Below are 19,453 nucleotides of genomic sequence, written 5' to 3' on the forward strand. Positions count from 1 at the left end.
ACATTGCGCCCGGCCTCTCGTTCCAGCCGCCGACTCGACTGTACCCGGTTCAGATAGCCGTAGATGTAAAGCTTAAGGAGCACCGAGGGATGGTACGACGGCCGACCCGTGGCCGCCGGCTCCACACCCTCAAAGCCCATCTCAGCCAAACCGAGCGCATCGACAAATACGTCGATCACGCGAACTGGGTTGCTCTCGTCAATGAAGTCATCGAGGCATTCGGGCAACAGCGTCCGCTGCCCACGATCCGCCTCTTCAACGAAGCGCCTCATCGATTCCCCCAAAGAATCACAGGAGAATCATAACAGCAGTCCAGTGTTTTCACACAGCCAGGGTCAGAAGCGTCGGTTTGCCCGCGAGCGCGCGATGTCTGGTCTGGCCCCGACTACGGTCGTACTGAACGTCGCCTCCATCTTCGCCTAAGGGCCCTCAGCGGTCATCGTCGTGAAGGCCAGCTACAGGCCACAAGCGGACCTATCAAAGGCCCGCGCCCGCCTGCTTCCCAACCTCATGAACATCCAGCGCGCTAACAGCACTTGCACCGCCAACCGCGTGCGGATCTCTATGCTGCCAGAAACGGTATCTCAATTGCCAGTGTGTAGCCGTTGACCATCAGCAGGCCACCCGCGGCACCGACGATGCCGCCTACGATCGCGAGCCACGGCAGCGTCGCGACGATCGAGACCGAGATCAGCACGATGGCGATCTGCAGAAGAGCTTCGGCGTAGTCGAAGTAGGGATCCTGCTTCAGTGCATGGTCGCGCTTGCTCTCGTATTCCTTGGCCTTTGCCATCAATTCCTTCTTGCCCTCCTGCGTCTCGGGCTCGGACTCGTAGCGTGCCGCCGTCTTGCGATAGGCCTCCGCTTTTGCCTTCAGGGCCGTCCTGGCCTCGGGGTTGAGGCTTCCGTCCTGCAGGAACGCCAGTTCGATCGCGTCGGCCGCGAGGTTATAGTCGGTCTGGCGGATGTTCTTGGCCTGGTAGAAGGCATAGTGGTTCGCGGCATAGATGTTGTTGTTGGTCGCCTCCTTGCCGGCATTGGCGCCGCCAAGCCCGGTGATGGCCAGCAGCATCGCCAGAATGGCGATGCCGACCGCCGCGCGCTGCTTGAAGCGGTCGTTCTCCTTCTCCTGATCCATCATATCCGCGGCGTCTTCGGCTTTCATCGATCGGCTCCTCCTCGGTCCTAAAAAGCGCAGGCACGATAAACAACGGCGTTATGTCACTATCGCGACGCACGAGCACGTTGATTTTTCCGCAGAATGCGGCAGGCGCGATCGGTCATGCGAAGGGATTGGCAATTCCCACGCACCGATCAAGGTTTACGCAAACGTTCGGAGTGCTTCAGTAAAAGCGTCGCAAGAACGGCGCGCCTTTACGGCAGAGAAGTCGATCAATATGAGGTCGAAACAGCCGCAGGGCCAATACAAACGGGCCGGTCCGGGTCAGAAGCCGCCGAACACCTGCAAGGTCGGAGTCTTCCGCTTTGCGTTGCCAGGCCGAAGTTATGAGGCAGGCGTCTTTGGCCGCGACACCAGCTCGATCATCCTGCCTTCGTCGTCATCCGGCATCGCTGCCTTGGCCTGCGCGTAGGCCTCGACTGCGGCGCGCGCGACCAGCGGCTTGCCTGCGAGCAGGCTTTCGGCGAGCTTCACCGCATAAGCGGCATCCTTGTGCCGCAGTGCCGCCGTGAACGTCGCGCCGGAAAAATCGCGGGCGACCATGCGCTTGGAATGACGCGCTACCTGCGGGCTCGCGGCCACGCCTGCCTGGATCGATTCCAGCACCAGGTTCATGTCGAGCCCGGCCTGCTCGGCAATCGCAAGGCCCTCGGCGAGGCCGGCGATCTGGATCGCGCCCATGAGATTGTTGATGAGCTTGTAGACCGTGCCGGAGCCGACCGCGCCGAAATGGCGGATGGTCGAGCCGATCGGCGTCAGATACGGCCGCGCGCGCTCGAGATCTGCCGCGTCGGCGCCAACCAAGAGCGTCAACTTGCCGGCCGCCGCCGCGTCCGGCAATCCCGTCACGGGGCAATCGATGTAGATCAGCCCGCGCGCGTTGAGCTCACGGCCCATCTCGCGGGCATGGTCATAGGAGACGGTGGAGCATTCGATCGCGATGGTGCCGGCCTTCGCCGTCTTTGCCGCTCCTTGCGGCCCCAGCCAGACCGCGCGCGAGGCCTCGTCGTCGGCGACCATGGTCACGACCGCGTCGGCATCGATCGCGGCGTCTTCCGGCGAGGTCGCCCAGATCGCGCCGCGCGCGATCAGGTCCGCGGCCTTTGCCTTGCTGCGATTCCAGACCGTCACCGTGAAGCCGGCATCGAGGTAGCGGCCGGCCATGCCATGGCCCATCCGCCCGAGCCCGATGAAGGCGACGCGGGGCATGGCTAGTCCACGTCCTCGACGTCGCCGGCGGTGGTGCCGAAGGCGCGCTGCGCCAGCGTCGCGGCCATGAACTCGTCGAGCTCGCCATTGAGCACGCCCGACGTGTCGGAGGTCTGCACGCCCGTGCGCAAATCCTTCACCATCTGATAGGGCTGCAGCACGTAGGAGCGGATCTGGTGGCCCCAGCCGATGTCGGTCTTGGCGGCCTGGTCGGCGGCGGCCTTCTCCTCGCGCTTCTTGAGCTCGATCTCGTAGAGCCGCGCGCGCAGCATGTCCCAGGCCTGCGCCCGGTTCTTATGCTGGGAGCGGCCGGCCTGGCAGACCACGGCAACGCCGGTCGGGATATGCGTCAGGCGCACCGCGGATTCGGTCTTGTTGACGTGCTGGCCGCCGGCACCGCCCGATCGCATCGTGTCGACGCGGACGTCGGATTCCTTGATGTCGATCTTGATGCTGTCGTCGATGACGGGGAACACCTGCACGCTCGAGAACGAGGTGTGCCGCCGCGCGTTGGAATCGAATGGCGAGATGCGCACCAGGCGGTGCACGCCGGCTTCGGTCTTCAGCCAGCCATAGGCATTGTGCCCGGAGACCTGGATGGTCGCCGACTTGATGCCGGCCTCTTCGCCCTCGGACTCTTCGAGGTACTCGACCTTGAAGCCGTGGGTTTCGGCCCAGCGCGTGTACATGCGCAAAAGCATCTGCGCCCAGTCCTGGCTCTCGGTGCCGCCGGCGCCGGCGTGGACTTCGAGGTAGGAATCGAAACGGTCGGCTTCGCCCGACAGCAGCGCCTCAAGTTCGCGCCGCGCCACTTCCTTCTTCAGGTTCTTCAGCGCAGCTTCGGCTTCCGCGACGACGCCCTCATCGCCCTCGGCCTCGCCGAGCTCGATCATGCCGATGTCGTCTTCGAGCTCCTGCTCGACCTTGCCGATGCCTGAGAGCGAATCCTCCAGCGAGGTCCGCTCCTGCATCAGCTTCTGGGCTTTCTGGGGGTCGTTCCAGAGATTGGGGTCTTCTGCGAGCTTGTTCAGCTCAGCGAGGCGCGCCGTCGATTTCTCGACGTCAAAGATGCCTCCTCAGCAGCCCGACTGACTGCTTGATCTCTTCTACCAACCGTTCGATTTCGGCGCGCATATCGTTCTCTGTCTTGCGGAATCCCGCGTGCAGTTCGAGAGGGGATGTAGCGGCGGCGGTCGCAAAGCGCAACCGCCCGAACCGTGATCGTCGGCCTTATCCGCGGCCTACCACAACCCGCCGGTGCCCGGCCGGAAGAGGAAGCCGGAATCCGGCTGCTGCTGCTGCACCGGCATGCCGCGCCCTTCGGCGTCGGCAACGCCGATGACCGAATAATTGTCCGGCGGCGCCGTGCCCGGCTTGAAGGCTTCGAGGATGGTTCCCCCGGTCTCGCCGGGGCCGGCGCGCATGCCGGTCTTGGCGACGACGCGGACCAGCTTGATGCCGGCGGGCACCTTGAAGGGGACCGCAGGCTTGTCGGCGAGCGCGAGCTTGAGGAAGTCACGCACGATCGGAGCCGCGAGATGGCCGCCGGTCGCCGCATTGCCCTTGCCGAGCGGACGCGGCTTATCATAGCCCATGTAAACTGCGACTGCGATGTCCGGCGAGAACCCGACGAACCAGGCGTCCTTGGCCTCGTTGGTGGTACCGGTCTTGCCGGCGACGGGCTTGCCGACCTCCTTGATCACCGTGGCCGTACCGGACTGCACCACACCCTCCATCAGCTCTGTGATCTGATAGGCGGTCATGGAATCCAGCACCTGCTCGCGGCGGTCGATCAGCTGCGGCTCGGGCTGGTTCTTCCAGCCACCCGGCGCGTCGCAGCCGCGGCATTCGCGCTGGTCGTGCTTGAAGATGGTGCGGCCGTAGCGGTCCTGGATGCGGTCGATCAGCGTCGGCTTCACGCGGCGGCCGCCATTGGCGAGCATCGAGTACGCCGTGACCATGCGCATCGCCGTGGTCTCGCCGGCGCCGAGCGCGTAGGACAGATAGTTCGGCAGCTCGTCATAGACGCCGAAGCGGCGGGAATATTCGCCGATCAGGGGCATGCCGATGTCCTGCGCGAGGCGCACCGTCACGGTGTTGAGCGATTGCCGCAGCGCATTGCGCAGCGTCACCGGTCCCTGGAACTTGCCCGAGGAGAAGTTTTCAGGCCGCCACACGCCGGCGCCCTGCCCCTGGTCGATCTCGATCGGCGCGTCGAGCACGACGGTCGAAGGCGTGTAGCCGTTATCGAGCGCGGCCGAATAGACGATCGGCTTGAACGACGAACCGGGCTGCCGGTAGGCCTGCGTGGCGCGATTGAACTGGCTCTGGTCGAACGAGAAACCGCCGACCATCGCGAGCACGCGGCCGGTCCAGGGATCCATCGCCACCATCGCGCCGGAGACTTCCGGAATCTGGCGAAGCCGGTACTGGCCCTCGACAGGGTGGCCGTCCTTGTAGAGGGGATCGGCATAGATGACGTCGCCGGGCTGGAGCACTTGCGACACCGCCGTCGGCGTCTTGCCTCTCGTGCCGCCCTGCAGCGGCCGCGCCCAGCGCACGCCGTCGACCGTGACGATGCCGGTCTCGCGCTGCTTGCTCACCGCGCCGCCGAGCTCGCGGCCAGGCTGAAAGCCGATCCGTGCCGACTGATCGCTGGTCTCCAGCACCACCGCCATGCGCCAAGGCGAGATGTCGGACAGCGACTTGATCTCGGCGAGCTTCACGCCCCAGTCGCCCGAAATGTCGAGCTTGCTGATGGCGCCGCGATAACCCTGCTGCTCGTCATAATTCACGAGGCCGGCGACCATGGCCTTGCGCGCCATGACCTGGATCTTCGGATCGAGCGTGGTGCGAACCGACAGGCCGCCCTCGTAGAGCTTCTTCTCGCCGTAGCGCTCGAAAATGTCGCGGCGGACTTCCTCGGCGAAATATTCGCCGGCAAAGGTGTGGGCGCCGTTGGAACGGCTGGTGACGGCGAGCGGCTCCTTGCGCGACTTGTCGGCGTCGGCCTGCTTGATCCAGCCGTTTTCCACGAGACGGTCGATCACGTAATTGCGGCGCTCGATGGCGCGGTCGCGGTTGCGGACCGGATGCAGCGTCGCCGGCATCTTCGGCAGCGCCGCCAGATAGGACGCTTCCGCCACTGTCAGCTCGTTCACCGACTTGTCGAAATAGACCAGCGAGGCCGCCGCGATGCCGTAGGCGCCGAGGCCGAGATAGATCTCGTTGAGATACAGTTCGAGGATCTTGTCCTTCGAATAGGTCTTCTCGATGCGCATCGCCAGCAAGGCTTCCTTGATCTTGCGGGAGAAGGAGACCTCGTTGGTGAGCAGGAAGTTCTTGGCGACCTGCTGCGTGATCGTGGACGCACCCTGCGGACGGCGGTTGGAGCCGTAGTTCTGCAGATAGAGCAGGCCTGCGCGAGCCATGCCGGTGTAGTCGATGCCGCCATGCTCGTAGAAATTCTTGTCCTCGGCCGCGAGGAACGCGTTGATCACGAGCTTCGGCACCGCCTGGATCGGCAGATACAGCCGCCGCTCCTTGGCGTATTCGCCGACCAGCGAACCGTCGACCGCGTGCACACGCGTCATAACGGGCGGCTCGTAATCCTGAAGCTGAGAGTAGTCCGGCAAGTCCTTGGAGAAATGCCAGATCAGGCCTGCCACGGCCCCGACGCCAACAAGGAACACCACTGTTCCCGCGGCGAACAGGAAGCCCATGAACCGCACCAGCAAGCGCATTATTTGTTTATCCGTTCAAACTCTGGATCAGCCCAGTATCAGCCCTTTGGCACACAAAACGGCACCAACCTCACGCCGCGAATTCACCGGCTTACGCAATCACATCGAGGCCGGACTTAAGACGCTTGCCGAACAGGTTCTCGCCGATTCCGGAACCCTCTACCGGTTTCTATAAAGCGTCCGCTGTGGCCAAACTAGGGCCTTTGGGCCGGGAGGAACAAACCGGCTCAGTTCGACGTCCCCGCCGTGGCCATCCGCTTGGTCAAAAACCCATCGATCGCCTGGGCCATCGAGCCCACGGCGCGGGAGCGCCAGCCCTCGGAGACCAGCTGCTCGAGATCGCCCTTGTTGGAGACGTAGCCGATCTCGACCAGCACCGATGGCACGTCGGGCGCCTTCAGGACCCGGAAGCCGGCGGATTTCAGGGGATGCTTGTGCATTCGCACCGTCTGCTTCATTTCGCTCATCAAATGGCGGGCGAAACGGTTTGAAAAGGTGCGGGTTTCCCGCTGTGTGAGGTCGATCAGGATGTCGGCGACGTCGGTCGGCTCCTCCGCGAGGTTGAAGCCGGCGATCGCATCGGCGCGGTTCTCCGCATCCGCCAGCCGCTGGGCCTCGGCGTCGGAGGCCTTGTCGGAGAGCGTATAGATGGTCGCGCCCTGTGCATCGCCCTCCGCTCGCGGCAGCGCATCGGCGTGGATCGAGACGAACAAGGCCGCCTTGAGATTGCGGGCGATCTTGGTGCGGTCATTGAGCGGAACGAAGGTGTCGTCGTCCCGCGTCATGACCACGCGGTACTTGCCGGCTTTTTCCAGCTTGTCGCGGAGCGCCAGGCCAAAGGCCAGCACCAGGTTTTTCTCGCTCTCGCCGCTCGACTGCGTCCCGTTGTCGATGCCGCCATGGCCGGGATCGATCACCACCACCGGGCGAGTATCAGCCTTCTGCTGCGCGCCATCCGGGGCCGCGGCACTGGGAACCGTGGCAGGCGGCGCTTCAGCGATCGCGGGCCGCAGCTCGGGACGGTTTTCGGGGGCACTTGACGACACGAAGGCGGTGCGGTCGACCTCCTCCAGCTCGAGCACGAGCCGGGCCGGTTGGCCGTTGGCCGCCTCCAGCACGTAGGATTTGGCGATCTTCGCCGGCCCGGTCAGGTCGAACACGATTCGCGAGCCGCCGGGCATGACGAGCCCGTAGCGGAAGGCCTTGACCAGCCCCCGTCCCCCGCTTCCGGTCCCGGCGGGCAGCTGAAAATTGACCTGCGGCACGTCGACCACCACGCGGTAGGGGTCGGCCAGCGTGACGGCGCGGAAGGTGACGGTCTGGTCGAGGTCGAGAATGAAGCGGGTCTGCTTGCCGTCGCCGGCCAGGCGGGCGGCCGAGGCGACCGGAAAATTCGCCGCAACGGCAGCGGGTTGCAACCGGCTCTCGGCGGCGATCAGGCGCGAGGAATCAGCACACGGCAATGCCGCGATGCACAGCAACACGCCCCCTAGCAAAACCCGTCGATTTGTGCGGCTCGCCACCGATTCCGTGCCTCCGAGCAGCTCTCTTAACGCAATAGAACCACAGGGTTAATCGATCCTTAATGACGGAAATGCGAAACTCGGCGACTGTGACCGCCGTGCGACGCTCCCTTGCACGGATGGCTCATTCCTCGTATGTACGGAATGCTGACGGCCGATATTTCCGGTTGTGTCGCATTCAGCCTCCCGGTGCAGCGCCGGAACTCTCAACGTTTGAGAATTCCAGCGTTTTCCGCTTCCCTCTATGACCAGCGCGGTGCGCGGCAGCGAGGTGGAGCGGGTCGAGCCCCGGCGGCGGACGGTCTCGGGCTACCTCTCATGTTGCCGGGACGGTTCTGACAGCGGCGTAACCCATTACCCGGTCCCTTGATCCCAAGGGGGCGGTTCGTGATCCCCAAGGCGAGCGCGCTCGCGCCGTGCCTGGCCAGCAGCAACTGATTGAAGGGCGGCCTCGCCGCCCAGTGTTTCATACGGGCCGACGCTTGATGCGCCAGACTGTGCCGACGAAATCTGAAGGAGCATTCGCGACGCTGCGGAGTGACAATCCCGCGCGTCGCAATGGTCCTGACGCTTCCGGTTCGGCAAGGCGCGAGAGACGGCGTTTCGGCCTTCCCCTCACCCCCGAATCAGGTGGACCGTCGCGTCACCCGCCGGCGCGATACGCGCCCACGGCTTATCGCGTCCGCCGCCGCCAAGAGTTAAGACATGCCCAACAAGATGTTGATCGATGCCACCCACCCGGAGGAGACCCGGGTCGTCGTGGTCCGCGGCAATCGCGTCGAAGAGTTTGACTTCGAGACTGCGCAACGCAAGCAACTGCGCGGGAATATCTACCTCGCCAAGGTCACAAGGGTCGAACCCTCGCTCCAGGCCGCCTTCGTCGAATATGGCGGCAATCGCCACGGCTTTCTCGCCTTCAGCGAAATCCATCCCGACTACTACCAGATCCCGGTCGCAGACCGGCAGGCGCTGATCGAGGCCGAGGAACAGGCCCATCGCGAGGCCGAGGAAGAGAGCGAGAACCGCTCGCACGGCCGTCGCCGCTCGCGGCACCGCAATGCCCGCCGCCGCGGTCATGGCGAGCGCGTGCGCAGCGACATCATCGAAGGTCTCGAGGCCGGCGCCGATCCCGCCGCCCAGCCGGTCGAAGGCGCCGCGCTGCCGGAGCATGCCGAGGGCGAGCATCTGCACGCCGATAGCGAGCATCACGGCGAGCACGAGGGCCACGATCATGGCGACCATGATCATGACGAAGATCGTCATGCCCACGATGACGAGCACCATCACGCTCGCGACGATGCCCCCGGCCGCGAGGACGAGCGCGATCATCACGAACATGAACACGCCGACGAGACGTCCGCGCCTGTCGCGGCGGTCGGCGCCGAGCCCGCGGTCGAGACCGTTGCCGAGCCGCAGCCGGCTCCAAGCTTCGAGACTTCCGCTCCCGAAGCTCACGCCGCGGAAGCGCAGGCGGAGCCTCTGGCGGAAGCCGTGACATCGGCCGCCGAACCGGCCGATGCCGTCTACGCCGCCGGCGAAAGCACGGAAGCCCCGCAAGCGGACGCCTTGGAAGCAGCCGAGGAGGAGGACGACGAGGACGAGGACGGCGAGGATGCCGAAGAGGAAGTCGTCGAGTCCGTCGGCGGCGACGACGTGCTGGAGGAAGTGCCGGAGCGCACCTTCCGCCCGCGCCGCCAGTACAAGATCCAGGAAGTCATCAAGCGCCGCCAGGTGATGCTGGTGCAGGTCGTCAAGGAAGAGCGCGGCAACAAGGGCGCGGCGCTGACGACCTATCTCTCGCTCGCCGGCCGCTACGCCGTCCTGATGCCGAACACCGCACGCGGCGGCGGCATCAGCCGCAAGATCACCAGCGCGCAGGACCGCTCGCGCCTGAAGGAAGTGGTGCAGGACCTCGACGTGCCCGAGGGTATGGGCATCATCCTGCGCACCGCGGGCGCCGCCCGCACCAAGCCCGAGATCAAGCGCGACTTCGAATATCTGATCCGGATGTGGGAGACGGTGCGCGACCTCACGCTGAAATCGCAGGCCCCGACCCTCGTCTACGAGGAAGGCTCGCTGATCAAGCGCTCGCTGCGCGACCTCTACAACAAGGAGATCGACGAGATCCTGGTCGCCGGCGAAGCCGGCCACCGCGAGGCCCGCGACTTCATGAAGATGCTGATGCCCGCCAATGTCGGTGCGGTGAAGCAATATCGCGACGGCCAGCCGCTGTTCTCGCGCATGGGCGTCGAGAGCCAGCTCGATGCGATGTTCTCGCCGACCGTGCAGCTGCGCTCCGGCGGCTACATCGTCATCAACCAGACCGAGGCGCTGGTCTCGATCGACGTCAACTCGGGACGATCGACGCGCGAGCACCATATCGAGGACACCGCGCTCAAGACCAACATGGAAGCGGCTGAAGAGGTCGCCCGCCAGCTGCGCCTACGCGACCTCGCCGGCCTGATCGTCATCGATTTCATCGACATGGACGAGAAGCGCAACAACCGCGCGGTCGAGCGCAAGCTGTCCGATTGCCTCAGGCAGGATCGCGCGCGCATCCAGGTCGGCCGCATCTCGCATTTCGGCCTGCTCGAGATGTCGCGCCAGCGCATCCGCGCCAGCGTGCTGGAATCTTCGACCGATCCGTGCCCGCATTGCGGCGGCACCGGCCACGTCCGCTCGGTGTCCTCGGTGGCGCTGCAGCTCCTGCGCGGCCTCGAAGAGATCCTGATGAAGGGCGCCACCCACAATCTCGTGGTCCGCACCCGCACCGACGTCGCGCTCTATGTGCTGAACCACAAGCGCGGCCATCTGCGCGATCTCGAGAACGGCTTCAAGGTCACGCTGTCGGTGATCGCCGACGCGAGCGTCAGCGGCCCGCAGGCCTATGTGATCGACCGCGGCGAGCAGGTGCATACGCTCGAAGCCGCCAAGGCGCTGCTCGTTGCGCAAGCCGCTGCGAGCCCGCCGGCACCGGCCGAAGAGGCCTATGACGACGAGGACGGCTTCGACCTGGAGACGGAATCCGAGGTCGAAACCGACGAGACCGAAGGCCTTGCCGACGAGCAGGCTGGCGGCGAGGCAGCCTCGGAGCAGGACGGCCAGCGCCGCAAGCGCCGTCGACGCCGGCGCGGCCGCGGCGGCCCGCGCGAAGGAGAGTTGCGCGAGGATACGGCGCCGACGGTGCCTGAGCCCGCGATGATCGCCGGCGAAAGCGAGGAGGAGACCGAGTCCGAGCAGGACGGTGAGGAAGGCGAGGAACAGGCCGCCCGTGGCGAACAGCAGGGCAGCGGTGATCGCCGGCGCCGGCGTGGTCGCCGCGGCGGTCGCCGCCGTCGCGGTGCCGGCGAGGAAGGTCTTGCCGGCTCCATCAGCGACGAGCTCGGCACCAACCCGCCGCCGGAAGCTGCCGACGCGGTGGCCGATTTCGACGGCCTCGGCAGCCAGGCTTCGCCCTCGATCGCGCAGGCCGAGCCGACCGGCGAGCCGCAAGTTGCGGAACCCGAGCCGCACGCCGAGATCCAGACCGAGGCGCCGGCCCAGCCGGAGCCCGCTTCCGCCGCGACGACCGCAACGCCGGACGAAGAGCCAGCCGGCGACAGGTCCGCGCGGCGCCGCTCCACCGTGCGCGAAAAGGTGAGCTTCCTGGCGAGCAGCCAAGCGGAGCCCGCAACACCGGCGGCGGAGGCGACCGAGCCGGTTGCTGCACCCGCGCCGGCATCTGAGCCCGCGCCGGAGGCGGCAAGCGAAACCCCGGCCGCCCCACGTCGTGCCGGCTGGTGGTCACGTCGTTTCGGCGGCGGCGAGTAAAGGGACAAATGGAATTGAAACCGCCCGGCCCAACCGGGCGGTTTTGTTTTGATGAGGTCAGTTGCGATGCAAAGCGCGATCATTCTCGGCGGCGGCATGGTGGGAGTCGGCGCCGCGCTGCATCTGCAGCGGCGCGGCTGGTCGGTGACGCTGATCGATCGCAGGGAGCCGGGCCGCGAGACCAGCTACGGCAATGCCGGAATGATCCAGGCCGAGGCGGTACGCCCCTATCCGATGCCGCGCGACCTCGCTTCGCTTTTGAAGATCGCGACCGGCCGCACCAACGACGTGCGCTACAGCCTCTCCTCGCTGCATCTCCACATCGAGCCCCTGCTCCGTTACTGGTGGCATTCGGCGCCGAAGCGGCATCGCGAGGCGATCGAGGCGTGGGCACGGCTGATCGCCTACGCAACGGCCGAGCACGACATCCTGATCCGCGAGGCGCATGCCGACAATCTCATCCGCCGCGCCGGCTACCGAGCGCTGTTTCGCGATGCCGCTTCACTGGATCTCTCGGTCAAGGCCGCCGAGGAAGATCAGCGCGACTTCGGCGTGAACTATCGCGTGCTGTCGGGCAGCGAGCTTGCCAGAGCCGAGCCGATCCTGCGCGACGATCTGCCCGGCGCGATCCACTGGCTCGACACCTGGACCGTGTCCGATCCCGGCGCGCTGGTCACGGCCTATGCCGAGCTGTTCGCACGGCTCGGCGGCAGGATCGTGCTCGGTGATGCGCAGTCGCTGCGACAGACCGCGACCGGCTGGTCGGTGGACACCGACCAAGGCCGCATCGACGCTGCGCACGCCGTCGTGACGCTCGGGCCGTGGTCGCCTGATTTATTGTACAAATTCGGCTATCGCATCCCGCTGGTGCGCAAGCGCGGCTACCACATGCATTACAGCGGCGGCGCTTCGCTCGACCTGCCGCTGGTCGACAAGGCCCGTGGCTACGCCATGGGGCCGATGGCCAGGGGCATCCGCATCACCACCGGCGCCGAATTGACCGGCGCGGACGCACTCGCAACACCAGTGCAGCTCGCCAGCGCCGAAGCCTCGGCGCGCGAGCTGATCGACCTCGGCAAGCGGGTCGAGCCGGATCCGTGGTTCGGCACGCGGCCCTGCACGCCCGACATGCTCCCGGTGCTCGGCCCCGCCCCGCGCCACCCCGGCCTCTGGATGAATTTCGGCCATGGCCATCAGGGCTTCACGCTGGGCCCTGCGACCGGACGCCTGCTCGCGGAGATGATGAGCGGCGAAACGCCTGCGGTCGATCCCACGCCGTATCGGCCGGAGCGATTTTAGCGAGCGCGTCCTATCCGCGACGCTCGACAATCCGGCGCGCCGCCGGCATCAGGGTCGCGCCGAGCGCATTCTTGACCAGCGAGGCCGCGATGAACGGCACGATGCCGACCTGCCAGGCCTTGGCGGCGCCGAGACCAAGGCCGAATGCCAGCCAGCCGAATCCGGCCGCGAGAATGACGATGTGGCCAACGGCCATCGCTGCAAACAGCAGCATCACGCTGCGATCCCAGCCGCGCTCGGCGAGCCAGCCGGTCGCGAACGCAGCCAGCACGAAGCCGAACAGATAGCCCGCGGTCGGGCCGACCAGCGGCGCGATCCCACCCACGGGGCCGGCAAACACCGGCAGCCCGAGCGCGCCTTCGGCGAGATAAGCGATCATGGTTGCGCTGCTCAGGCGCCAGCCATAGGCGGCGCCGATCATCAGCACCACCAGCGTCTGCAGCGTCATCGGGACGTAGGGCAGCGGCAGATTCACCTTGGCTGACAGCGCCATCAGCGCGGTGCCGAGCGCAATCAGCACGACGGCACGCAGCGTCCCGACGGCTTCGCCCGGCTGCGTCGGCCACATCAATGCGGCGAGAGAAGAATGTGGCGTTGCGGCGGACGGGGTGGAACGGTCAGGCACGTCGAACTCCGGAGGGCTGTCCAAACTGGCGGCTATTTAAGCCAGTGAGCGATCCGGTCAACTGCCTCCCGCATCTCATCGAGCGAACGTGCATAGGAAAAGCGGATGAATGAACGGCCGTGGACAGGGTCGAAGTCGAGGCCGGGCGTTGTCGCCACACGCGCCTGCTCCAGCATCTGCTTTGCGAATTCGAAACTGTCCGAGGTGAAGTCCGAGACGTCGGCATAGAGATAGAAGGCGCCGTCAGCCGGCAGGAATCTCGTCAGTCCGGCCTTGGGCAAACCATCGATCAGGACGCGCCGGTTTTCCTGATAGCCGTGCTTGATCGCCTCCATCTCGGCCGCGCCGTCGAAGGCGGCCTCCGCTGCGATCTGCGACAGCGCGGGCACCGAGATCGAGAGGTTCTGTTGCAGCCGCTCGATCGGCCGCACCAGGATTTCAGGCACCACCATCCAGCCGACGCGCCAACCGGTCATACAAAAATACTTCGAGAACGAATTGATCACGAGCGCGTGCTCGGACAGCGCGGCCGCCGTCACGGCCGGCAACGCGTAATCGAGCCCGTGATAGATCTCATCGGAGATGAAGCGGATGCCGGCATCTTCCGCGGCCGCGATCAGGCCGGCGAGCGCTTCACGGGACATCATCGTGCCCGTCGGATTGGCGGGGCTACCGACCAGAACACCCTTCAGCGGCGCCTTGCGATGCGCCGCGAGCAGGGCCTCGCCGGTCAGCGCGTGACGCGTTTCGTTCGTGGTCTCGATCAGCACCGGCTCGCAGCCGAGCGCGGTCAGAATATGTCGATACGGCGGATAGCCCGGCACCGTCACGGCGACGCGATCGCCAGGTTCGAACATCGAAAGGAAGGCCAAGATGAAGCCGCCCGATGAGCCCGTCGTCACCACGATCCGCTCGGGGCCGACATCGCAGCCATAGGTGTCGCGATAATGGCGCGCGATGCGCGCGCGCAGACTGGGGATGCCGAGCGCGGACGTATAGTCTATTCGTCCGGCCTCGAGCGCCGCATGGGCGGCCGCGATCGCGGTCCTGGGCGCGCCGGCCGCGGGCTGGCCGACCTCCATATGGATCACATGACCGCCGGCCGCCTCGATTCGGGCCGCCGCGGCCATGACGTCCATCACCATGAACGGGGGAACATCGCTGCGGCGGGAGGGCTCGAGCCACTGCCCCACCCGGTTCCTCAATGTCGCGTCGCGCATCGATTTCTGCTATTGGCTGGCGAACCGGTCCGTCCGGTCCGTAAACGGGGCGCTTGTGCCCCAGACTGGCCGCATTGTACGGCTCATAAGGGCACCGCTCACAAGGGCATATCGCGTATCCGGTCCGCCGCCAATCGCCAAAACCAATCACTGAACTGCTTGACCAAGATCACTTGACCGAGCCCCTTTTGACCAAGACCGCTTGATGTCGCTCCAGATCGCATTGCGCAAGACGGCCTCCGCCCTCACCGCCCTCGTCACGGCCACGGCGATCGCGCTGACGCCGTTCACGGCCGCGCGCGGACAGGCCAAGGGGCCGCCGGTCCTGCGCGACACCGAGACCGAGCAGCTGCTGCGCGAATACACGCGTCCGATCCTGCGCGTTGCGGGTCTGGAGAAGCACAACATCCAGATGGTGATCATCAACGACGGCTCGTTCAACGCCTTCGTCGCGGATGGCCGCCGCATCTTCGTCAATTGGGGTGCGATCCTGCAATCGGAGACGCCGAACCAGATCATCGGCGTGCTCGCGCACGAGACCGGACATCTGGCAGGCGGCCATCTGTCCAAGCTGCGCGAGCAGCTCGCCGCCGCCCAGACCCAGATGATCATCGCGATGCTGCTCGGCGCCGGCGCGATTGCGGCCGGCAGCACGCAGCGCAGCAGCGTAGGCAACAACGGGCTCGCCAATGCTGGCGCGGCCGCCATCGCCGCTCCGCAGGAGGTGATCCGCCGCACGCTGCTGTCCTACCAGCGCCAGCAGGAGGAGAATGCCGACCGCGCCGGCGTGAAATTCCTGGCTGCGACCCAGCAATCGCCCAAGGGCATGTACGAGACGTTCAAGCGCTTCACCAGCGAGAGCCTGTTCGCCGCGCGCGGTGCCGATCCCTACCTGCAGTCGCATCCGATGCCGGCCGAGCGCGTCGCCGCGCTACAGGAGTTCGCAAGCTCCAGCCCCTACTGGAACAAGAAGGACGATCCCGCGCTCCAGCTTCGGCACGACATGGTCCGCGCCAAGATCTCCGCCTTCATGGAGCGGCCGGAGACGGTGTACCGCCGCTATCCCCAGACCAACGACAGCCTGCCGGCGCGCTATGCCCGCGCCATCAGCACCTATCTGCACGGTGATCTGCGCAGCGCGCTCGCCCAGATCGACGCGCTGATCCAGGTGCAGCCGAACAACCCGTATTTCTACGAGGTGCGCGGCCAGGCGCTCCTGGAAAGCGGCAAGGCGGCCGAAGCGATCGCTCCCTTGCGCAAGGCCGTCGCCCTCTCGAACAACGCCCCCCTCATCGAGATGTTACTTGGGCAGGCTCTGGTCGGAACCGACAATAAGGCCTACACCGACGATGCCGTTCGGATTCTCCGCGCCGCGGTGGCCCGGGAGCCCGAGGCGGCGCTCGGTTATACCCAGCTCGCGATGGCCTATGGCCGGAAGGGAGATTATGCGGAGGCAGATCTCGCCTCGGCCCAGGCCGCATATTTGCGCGGCGACAACAAAACCGCCCGCGAGCTTGCCACGCGCGCGAAAACACGTTTCGCCGTCGGCACCCCCGGATGGGTCAAGGCCGACGACATCGTGGCGGCGAAGCCGCCGCGCAACTGACGCAAACTCGAACGACGCCCGACCACGACGTCACGACACCGGGCTTGAATCCGCCGGGACGTTTCTCGAAACCTGCTTTGGATGAGAGGATTTGACTATGCCTTCGCTGCGCCTGCTCGCTCCTGCCCTGTTCGCGCTCGCCATGTTCGGCGTAGCCGAGCCCGCCTCGGCCGACAGTTTCTCCGACAGCCAGCGCACCGAGATCGAGAAGATCATCAAGAACTATCTCGTCAGCCATCCCGAGGTACTCGAGGAGGCCATGGCCGAGCTCAGCAAGCGCCAGGCCGCGGCCGAAACGCAGAAGAACCAAGCCAGCATCGCGCAGAACGCCGAAGCGATCTTCAACTCGCCGCGCCAGGTCGTGCTCGGCAACAGGGACGGCGACGTCACCTTCGTCGAGTTCTTCGACTACAATTGCGGCTATTGCAAGCGCGCGATGGACGACATGCTGACCATCATGAAGGGCGATCCGAAGCTGAAGGTGGTGCTGAAGGAATTTCCGGTGCTGAGCCAGGGCTCGGTGGAAGCGGCGCAGGTCGGGGTCGCCGTGCGCATGCAGGATCCCTCCGGCAAGAAATATCTCGACTTCCATCAGAAGCTGCTCAGCGGCCGCGGCGCCGCCGACAAGGCCCGCGCGATGCAAGCCGCCAAGGAAGCCGGTCTCGACACGGCTCGCATCGAGAAGGACATCGCCAGCCCCGAGGTGCGCGCCACCCTCGAGGAGAATTTCAAGCTCGCCGAAGCGATGGGCATGAACGGTACGCCGAGCTACGTGATCGGCAAGCAGATCGTGATTGGTGCCGTCGGTGTTGAAAGCCTGAAGGAGAAGATCGGCATTGCCCGTTGCGGCAAGGCGACTTGCTGATCACACGTTTACGATATTGAAAAGAGCGAAGGCCGGCAGACATGCCGGCCTTTTTTCTTGCGCGGAACGTTGGCGCTTTCGTGCAAAGTCATTCATCTGGCGTTCAACAAACAAATGCCGCGGAACAGTCGAAGTTCCGGAACAACTCAAATCTCCTTTCGTTGTCGGCGCGGGCAATGACGCGAATGAACAGGTGAGGAGAATTTCGATGTTGAACCGCTTTATGATTTCGGTTGCCGCAGTCGCGCTCGTGGCGGGTACCGGTCTGGCGAACGCACAAGACAAGGGCCGCGACAGCGGCGCTGGCTCGCAGCAGATGCAGCAGTCCCAACCCTCCGGCGGCGCAGCCGAGCGCGGCGGGTCGATGGGCCGGGATTCCATGAGCCATGACAAGGGGACCGTTGGCCAGGCCGGCGGCTCCGGCGCGATGAAGTCCGAAGACAAGTCCGGCGCGATGAAGGACGAACGCCCCTCCGGCGGCGCGATGAACAAGAACGCGGCCGAGGACAAGTCTGGCACCACCAAGGGCCAGCGCACCGACGACCGCGCGCAGGGTCAGATGGACAAGTCCCAGCAGGACAAGTCCAAGAGCATGAGCCAGGACACCGGCAAGTCCGGAGCTAAGGACCAGAAGGACATGAAGGCCGAGGGCAGCAAGAGCGGCACCTCGACCACCGAGACCCAGAAGGGCACCGGCACGAGCACCAACCAGAATGTCCAAGGCCAGACCGGCACGAGCACGAACCAGAACGCGCAGGGCCAGACTGGCACCAGCTCGACCCAGAACGTCCAGGGCCAGAGCTCGACCACGGTTGGCCAGGCGGGCGCCGCTGCCAAGCTCTCGACCGAGCAGCGGACTCAGATCACGTCCGTGATCCGCGAGCAGCGCGTCGCCCCGGTGACGAACGTGAACTTCTCGATCTCGGTGGGCACCCGCATCCCGCGGGAGGGCATTACCCTGCACGCCCTGCCGTCGCGGGTCGTGAGCATCTATCCGGAGTGGCGGGCCTACAAGTACGTCCTGGTCCGGGAAGAGATCGTGATCATCGATCCGGACACCTATGAGATCGTGGCCGTCCTGAACGTCTAAGGCCGGACACCGGCAATCTCGGGGGCGGGCAGCTTGCCCGCCCCTTTGCATGCGCCCGGCAGCCACGCTTCCGCCTGGTTAACAAGCAATTTCCGTAGTTTCCGCACAGGTTTTTGCGCACTGGATGAGGCGGTTGAACCCGCCCCTGAGGCCCTTCAAGGCTTCCCCTCACGCGCTTTGTTACCTATAACCCCCGCCACGCCGAAACACCTCTTCCGGGATTGGAATGGCCGAACCTGCAACCGACACGATCCTCGTCCTGAACGGGCCGAACCTCAACATGCTGGGGACCCGGGAGCCCGACAAGTATGGCCATGCGACGCTGGCCGACGTCGAGGCGCTGTGCCGGGACACGGCCGCGACGTTCGGCCTGAAGGCGGACTGCCGGCAGTCCAACCGCGAAGGCGAGCTGATCGATTTCATCCACGAGGCGCATGCGCGCAGGATGAAGGGCATCATCATCAATGCCGGCGGCTATTCCCACACCTCGATCGCACTGCACGATGCGCTGCTCGCGGTGCAGATTCCGACGGTCGAGGTGCATGTGACCAACATCCACGCCCGTGAGAGTTTTCGTCACCATTCCTACACCGCGCGCGCGGCCTTCGCCTCGCTCTGCGGTTTCGGCATCGAGGGCTACCGCCTCGCCATCCAGGGCCTTGCCGCCAAGCTCGGCATCAAGCCCAACGTCTGACGCTCCCTTCCAACAGAACATTCGGATCAAACAACATGGCGCGCCAGCCAGACGACAAAGCAGCCGCAAAGTTTTCCAGCGAGGATTCCGCTCTCGTCCGCGAGCTGGCACTTCTGCTCGATGAGACCAGCCTCACCGAGATCGAGATCGAGCGAGCGGGTCTGCGCCTGCGCGTTGCCCGCAACATCAGCGTTGCCGCGACCATGCCGATGCAGGTGACGGCTCCTCCGGCCGCCCTGCCGGTGGCAGCAAGCCCCGCGGCCCCTGCCGCGGCCGATCTGTCGAAGCATCCCGGCGCCGTGACCTCGCCGATGGTCGGCACCGCCTATTGGGCGCCGGAGCCGGGCGCAAAGCCGTTCATCGACGTCGGTTCCAAGGTCTCGGTCGGCCAGACCCTGCTGATCATCGAAGCCATGAAGACGATGAACCAGATCCCCTCGCCGCGCGCCGGCACGGTGACGCAGATCCTGGTCGAGGACGGCCAGCCGGTCGAGTACGGCGAGCCGCTGGTGATCATTGAGTGACGCGAATGGGGAATAGCGAATAGCGAATGGCGTCAGCCTTCCCTACTCGCCATTCGCCACTCGCC

Annotated in this window: 15 protein-coding genes; 7 read left to right on the forward strand and 8 right to left on the reverse strand. The window is 65.5% G+C overall.

What is annotated here, in order from left to right; translation table 11 throughout:
• The 6 genes from P0R31_RS23665 to P0R31_RS23690 form a co-directional block, all read right to left on the reverse strand.
• The coding region (locus P0R31_RS23665) for a transposase (RefSeq protein ID WP_275516601.1) at positions 1–272 on the reverse strand (272 nt) is incomplete at its 3' end.
• Positions 273–562: 290 nt separating this feature from the next.
• The gene (locus P0R31_RS23670) at positions 563–1,165 is read right to left on the reverse strand and encodes a DUF4337 domain-containing protein (protein WP_275516602.1); all 603 of its coding nucleotides are present in this window, start codon (positions 1,163–1,165) and stop codon (positions 563–565) included.
• A 339-nt stretch (positions 1,166–1,504) separates the two neighbouring features.
• Positions 1,505–2,389, reverse strand: a complete 885-nt coding sequence (locus P0R31_RS23675) for an NAD(P)-dependent oxidoreductase (RefSeq protein ID WP_275516603.1) — start codon at positions 2,387–2,389, stop codon at positions 1,505–1,507.
• A gap of 2 nt (positions 2,390–2,391) precedes the next feature.
• A protein-coding gene (gene prfB / locus P0R31_RS23680; protein WP_275516604.1) for a peptide chain release factor 2 occupies positions 2,392–3,523 on the reverse strand; the annotation gives its coding sequence in 2 pieces (ribosomal slippage) (positions 2,392–3,453 and positions 3,455–3,523; 1,131 coding nt in all).
• Positions 3,524–3,630: 107 nt separating this feature from the next.
• A complete protein-coding gene (locus P0R31_RS23685; protein ID WP_275516605.1) occupies positions 3,631–6,132 on the reverse strand; it encodes a penicillin-binding protein 1A in 2,502 nt (833 codons plus the stop codon).
• A gap of 227 nt (positions 6,133–6,359) precedes the next feature.
• Entirely contained in the window at positions 6,360–7,655 is a 1,296-nt protein-coding gene (locus P0R31_RS23690) for an N-acetylmuramoyl-L-alanine amidase (protein WP_275516607.1), read from the reverse strand.
• Positions 7,656–8,360: 705 nt separating this feature from the next.
• Here P0R31_RS23690 and P0R31_RS23695 point away from each other — a divergent pair.
• Together P0R31_RS23695 and P0R31_RS23700 are read left to right on the forward strand one after the other, a co-directional pair.
• Entirely contained in the window at positions 8,361–11,465 is a 3,105-nt protein-coding gene (locus P0R31_RS23695) for an Rne/Rng family ribonuclease (RefSeq protein ID WP_275516608.1), read from the forward strand.
• A gap of 66 nt (positions 11,466–11,531) precedes the next feature.
• Positions 11,532–12,764: an NAD(P)/FAD-dependent oxidoreductase gene (locus P0R31_RS23700; protein ID WP_275516609.1), complete on the forward strand. Its 1,233-nt coding sequence runs from the start codon at positions 11,532–11,534 to the stop codon at positions 12,762–12,764.
• A 10-nt stretch (positions 12,765–12,774) separates the two neighbouring features.
• On the opposite strand, the gene P0R31_RS23705 is transcribed toward P0R31_RS23700, so the two are convergent.
• Both P0R31_RS23705 and P0R31_RS23710 read right to left on the reverse strand, forming a co-directional pair.
• Entirely contained in the window at positions 12,775–13,332 is a 558-nt protein-coding gene (locus P0R31_RS23705) for a biotin transporter BioY (RefSeq protein ID WP_275516785.1), read from the reverse strand.
• 89 nt (positions 13,333–13,421) lie between these two features.
• Positions 13,422–14,609, reverse strand: a complete 1,188-nt coding sequence (locus P0R31_RS23710) for a pyridoxal phosphate-dependent aminotransferase (protein ID WP_275516612.1) — start codon at positions 14,607–14,609, stop codon at positions 13,422–13,424.
• Positions 14,610–14,814: 205 nt separating this feature from the next.
• Between P0R31_RS23710 and P0R31_RS23715 the strand changes: the two genes are divergently transcribed.
• The 5 genes from P0R31_RS23715 (at position 14,815) to accB (ending at position 19,388) form a co-directional block, all read left to right on the forward strand.
• Complete coding sequence (locus P0R31_RS23715) at positions 14,815–16,215, forward strand: M48 family metalloprotease (RefSeq protein ID WP_275516614.1); 1,401 nt, start codon at positions 14,815–14,817, stop codon at positions 16,213–16,215.
• 97 nt (positions 16,216–16,312) lie between these two features.
• The gene (locus tag P0R31_RS23720; RefSeq protein WP_275516615.1) at positions 16,313–17,080 is read left to right on the forward strand and encodes a DsbA family protein; all 768 of its coding nucleotides are present in this window, start codon (positions 16,313–16,315) and stop codon (positions 17,078–17,080) included.
• 208 nt (positions 17,081–17,288) lie between these two features.
• Complete coding sequence (locus tag P0R31_RS23725) at positions 17,289–18,170, forward strand: DUF1236 domain-containing protein (protein ID WP_275516616.1); 882 nt, start codon at positions 17,289–17,291, stop codon at positions 18,168–18,170.
• A 226-nt stretch (positions 18,171–18,396) separates the two neighbouring features.
• The gene (aroQ, locus tag P0R31_RS23730) at positions 18,397–18,864 is read left to right on the forward strand and encodes a type II 3-dehydroquinate dehydratase (protein WP_275516617.1); all 468 of its coding nucleotides are present in this window, start codon (positions 18,397–18,399) and stop codon (positions 18,862–18,864) included.
• Between the two features lie 35 nt (positions 18,865–18,899).
• The gene (accB, locus tag P0R31_RS23735; RefSeq protein WP_275516618.1) at positions 18,900–19,388 is read left to right on the forward strand and encodes an acetyl-CoA carboxylase biotin carboxyl carrier protein; all 489 of its coding nucleotides are present in this window, start codon (positions 18,900–18,902) and stop codon (positions 19,386–19,388) included.
• The last annotated feature ends 65 nt before the right edge of the window (positions 19,389–19,453 follow it).

The organism is Bradyrhizobium yuanmingense, from assembly GCF_029167105.1.
Taxonomy (GTDB): domain Bacteria; phylum Pseudomonadota; class Alphaproteobacteria; order Rhizobiales; family Xanthobacteraceae; genus Bradyrhizobium; species Bradyrhizobium yuanmingense_A.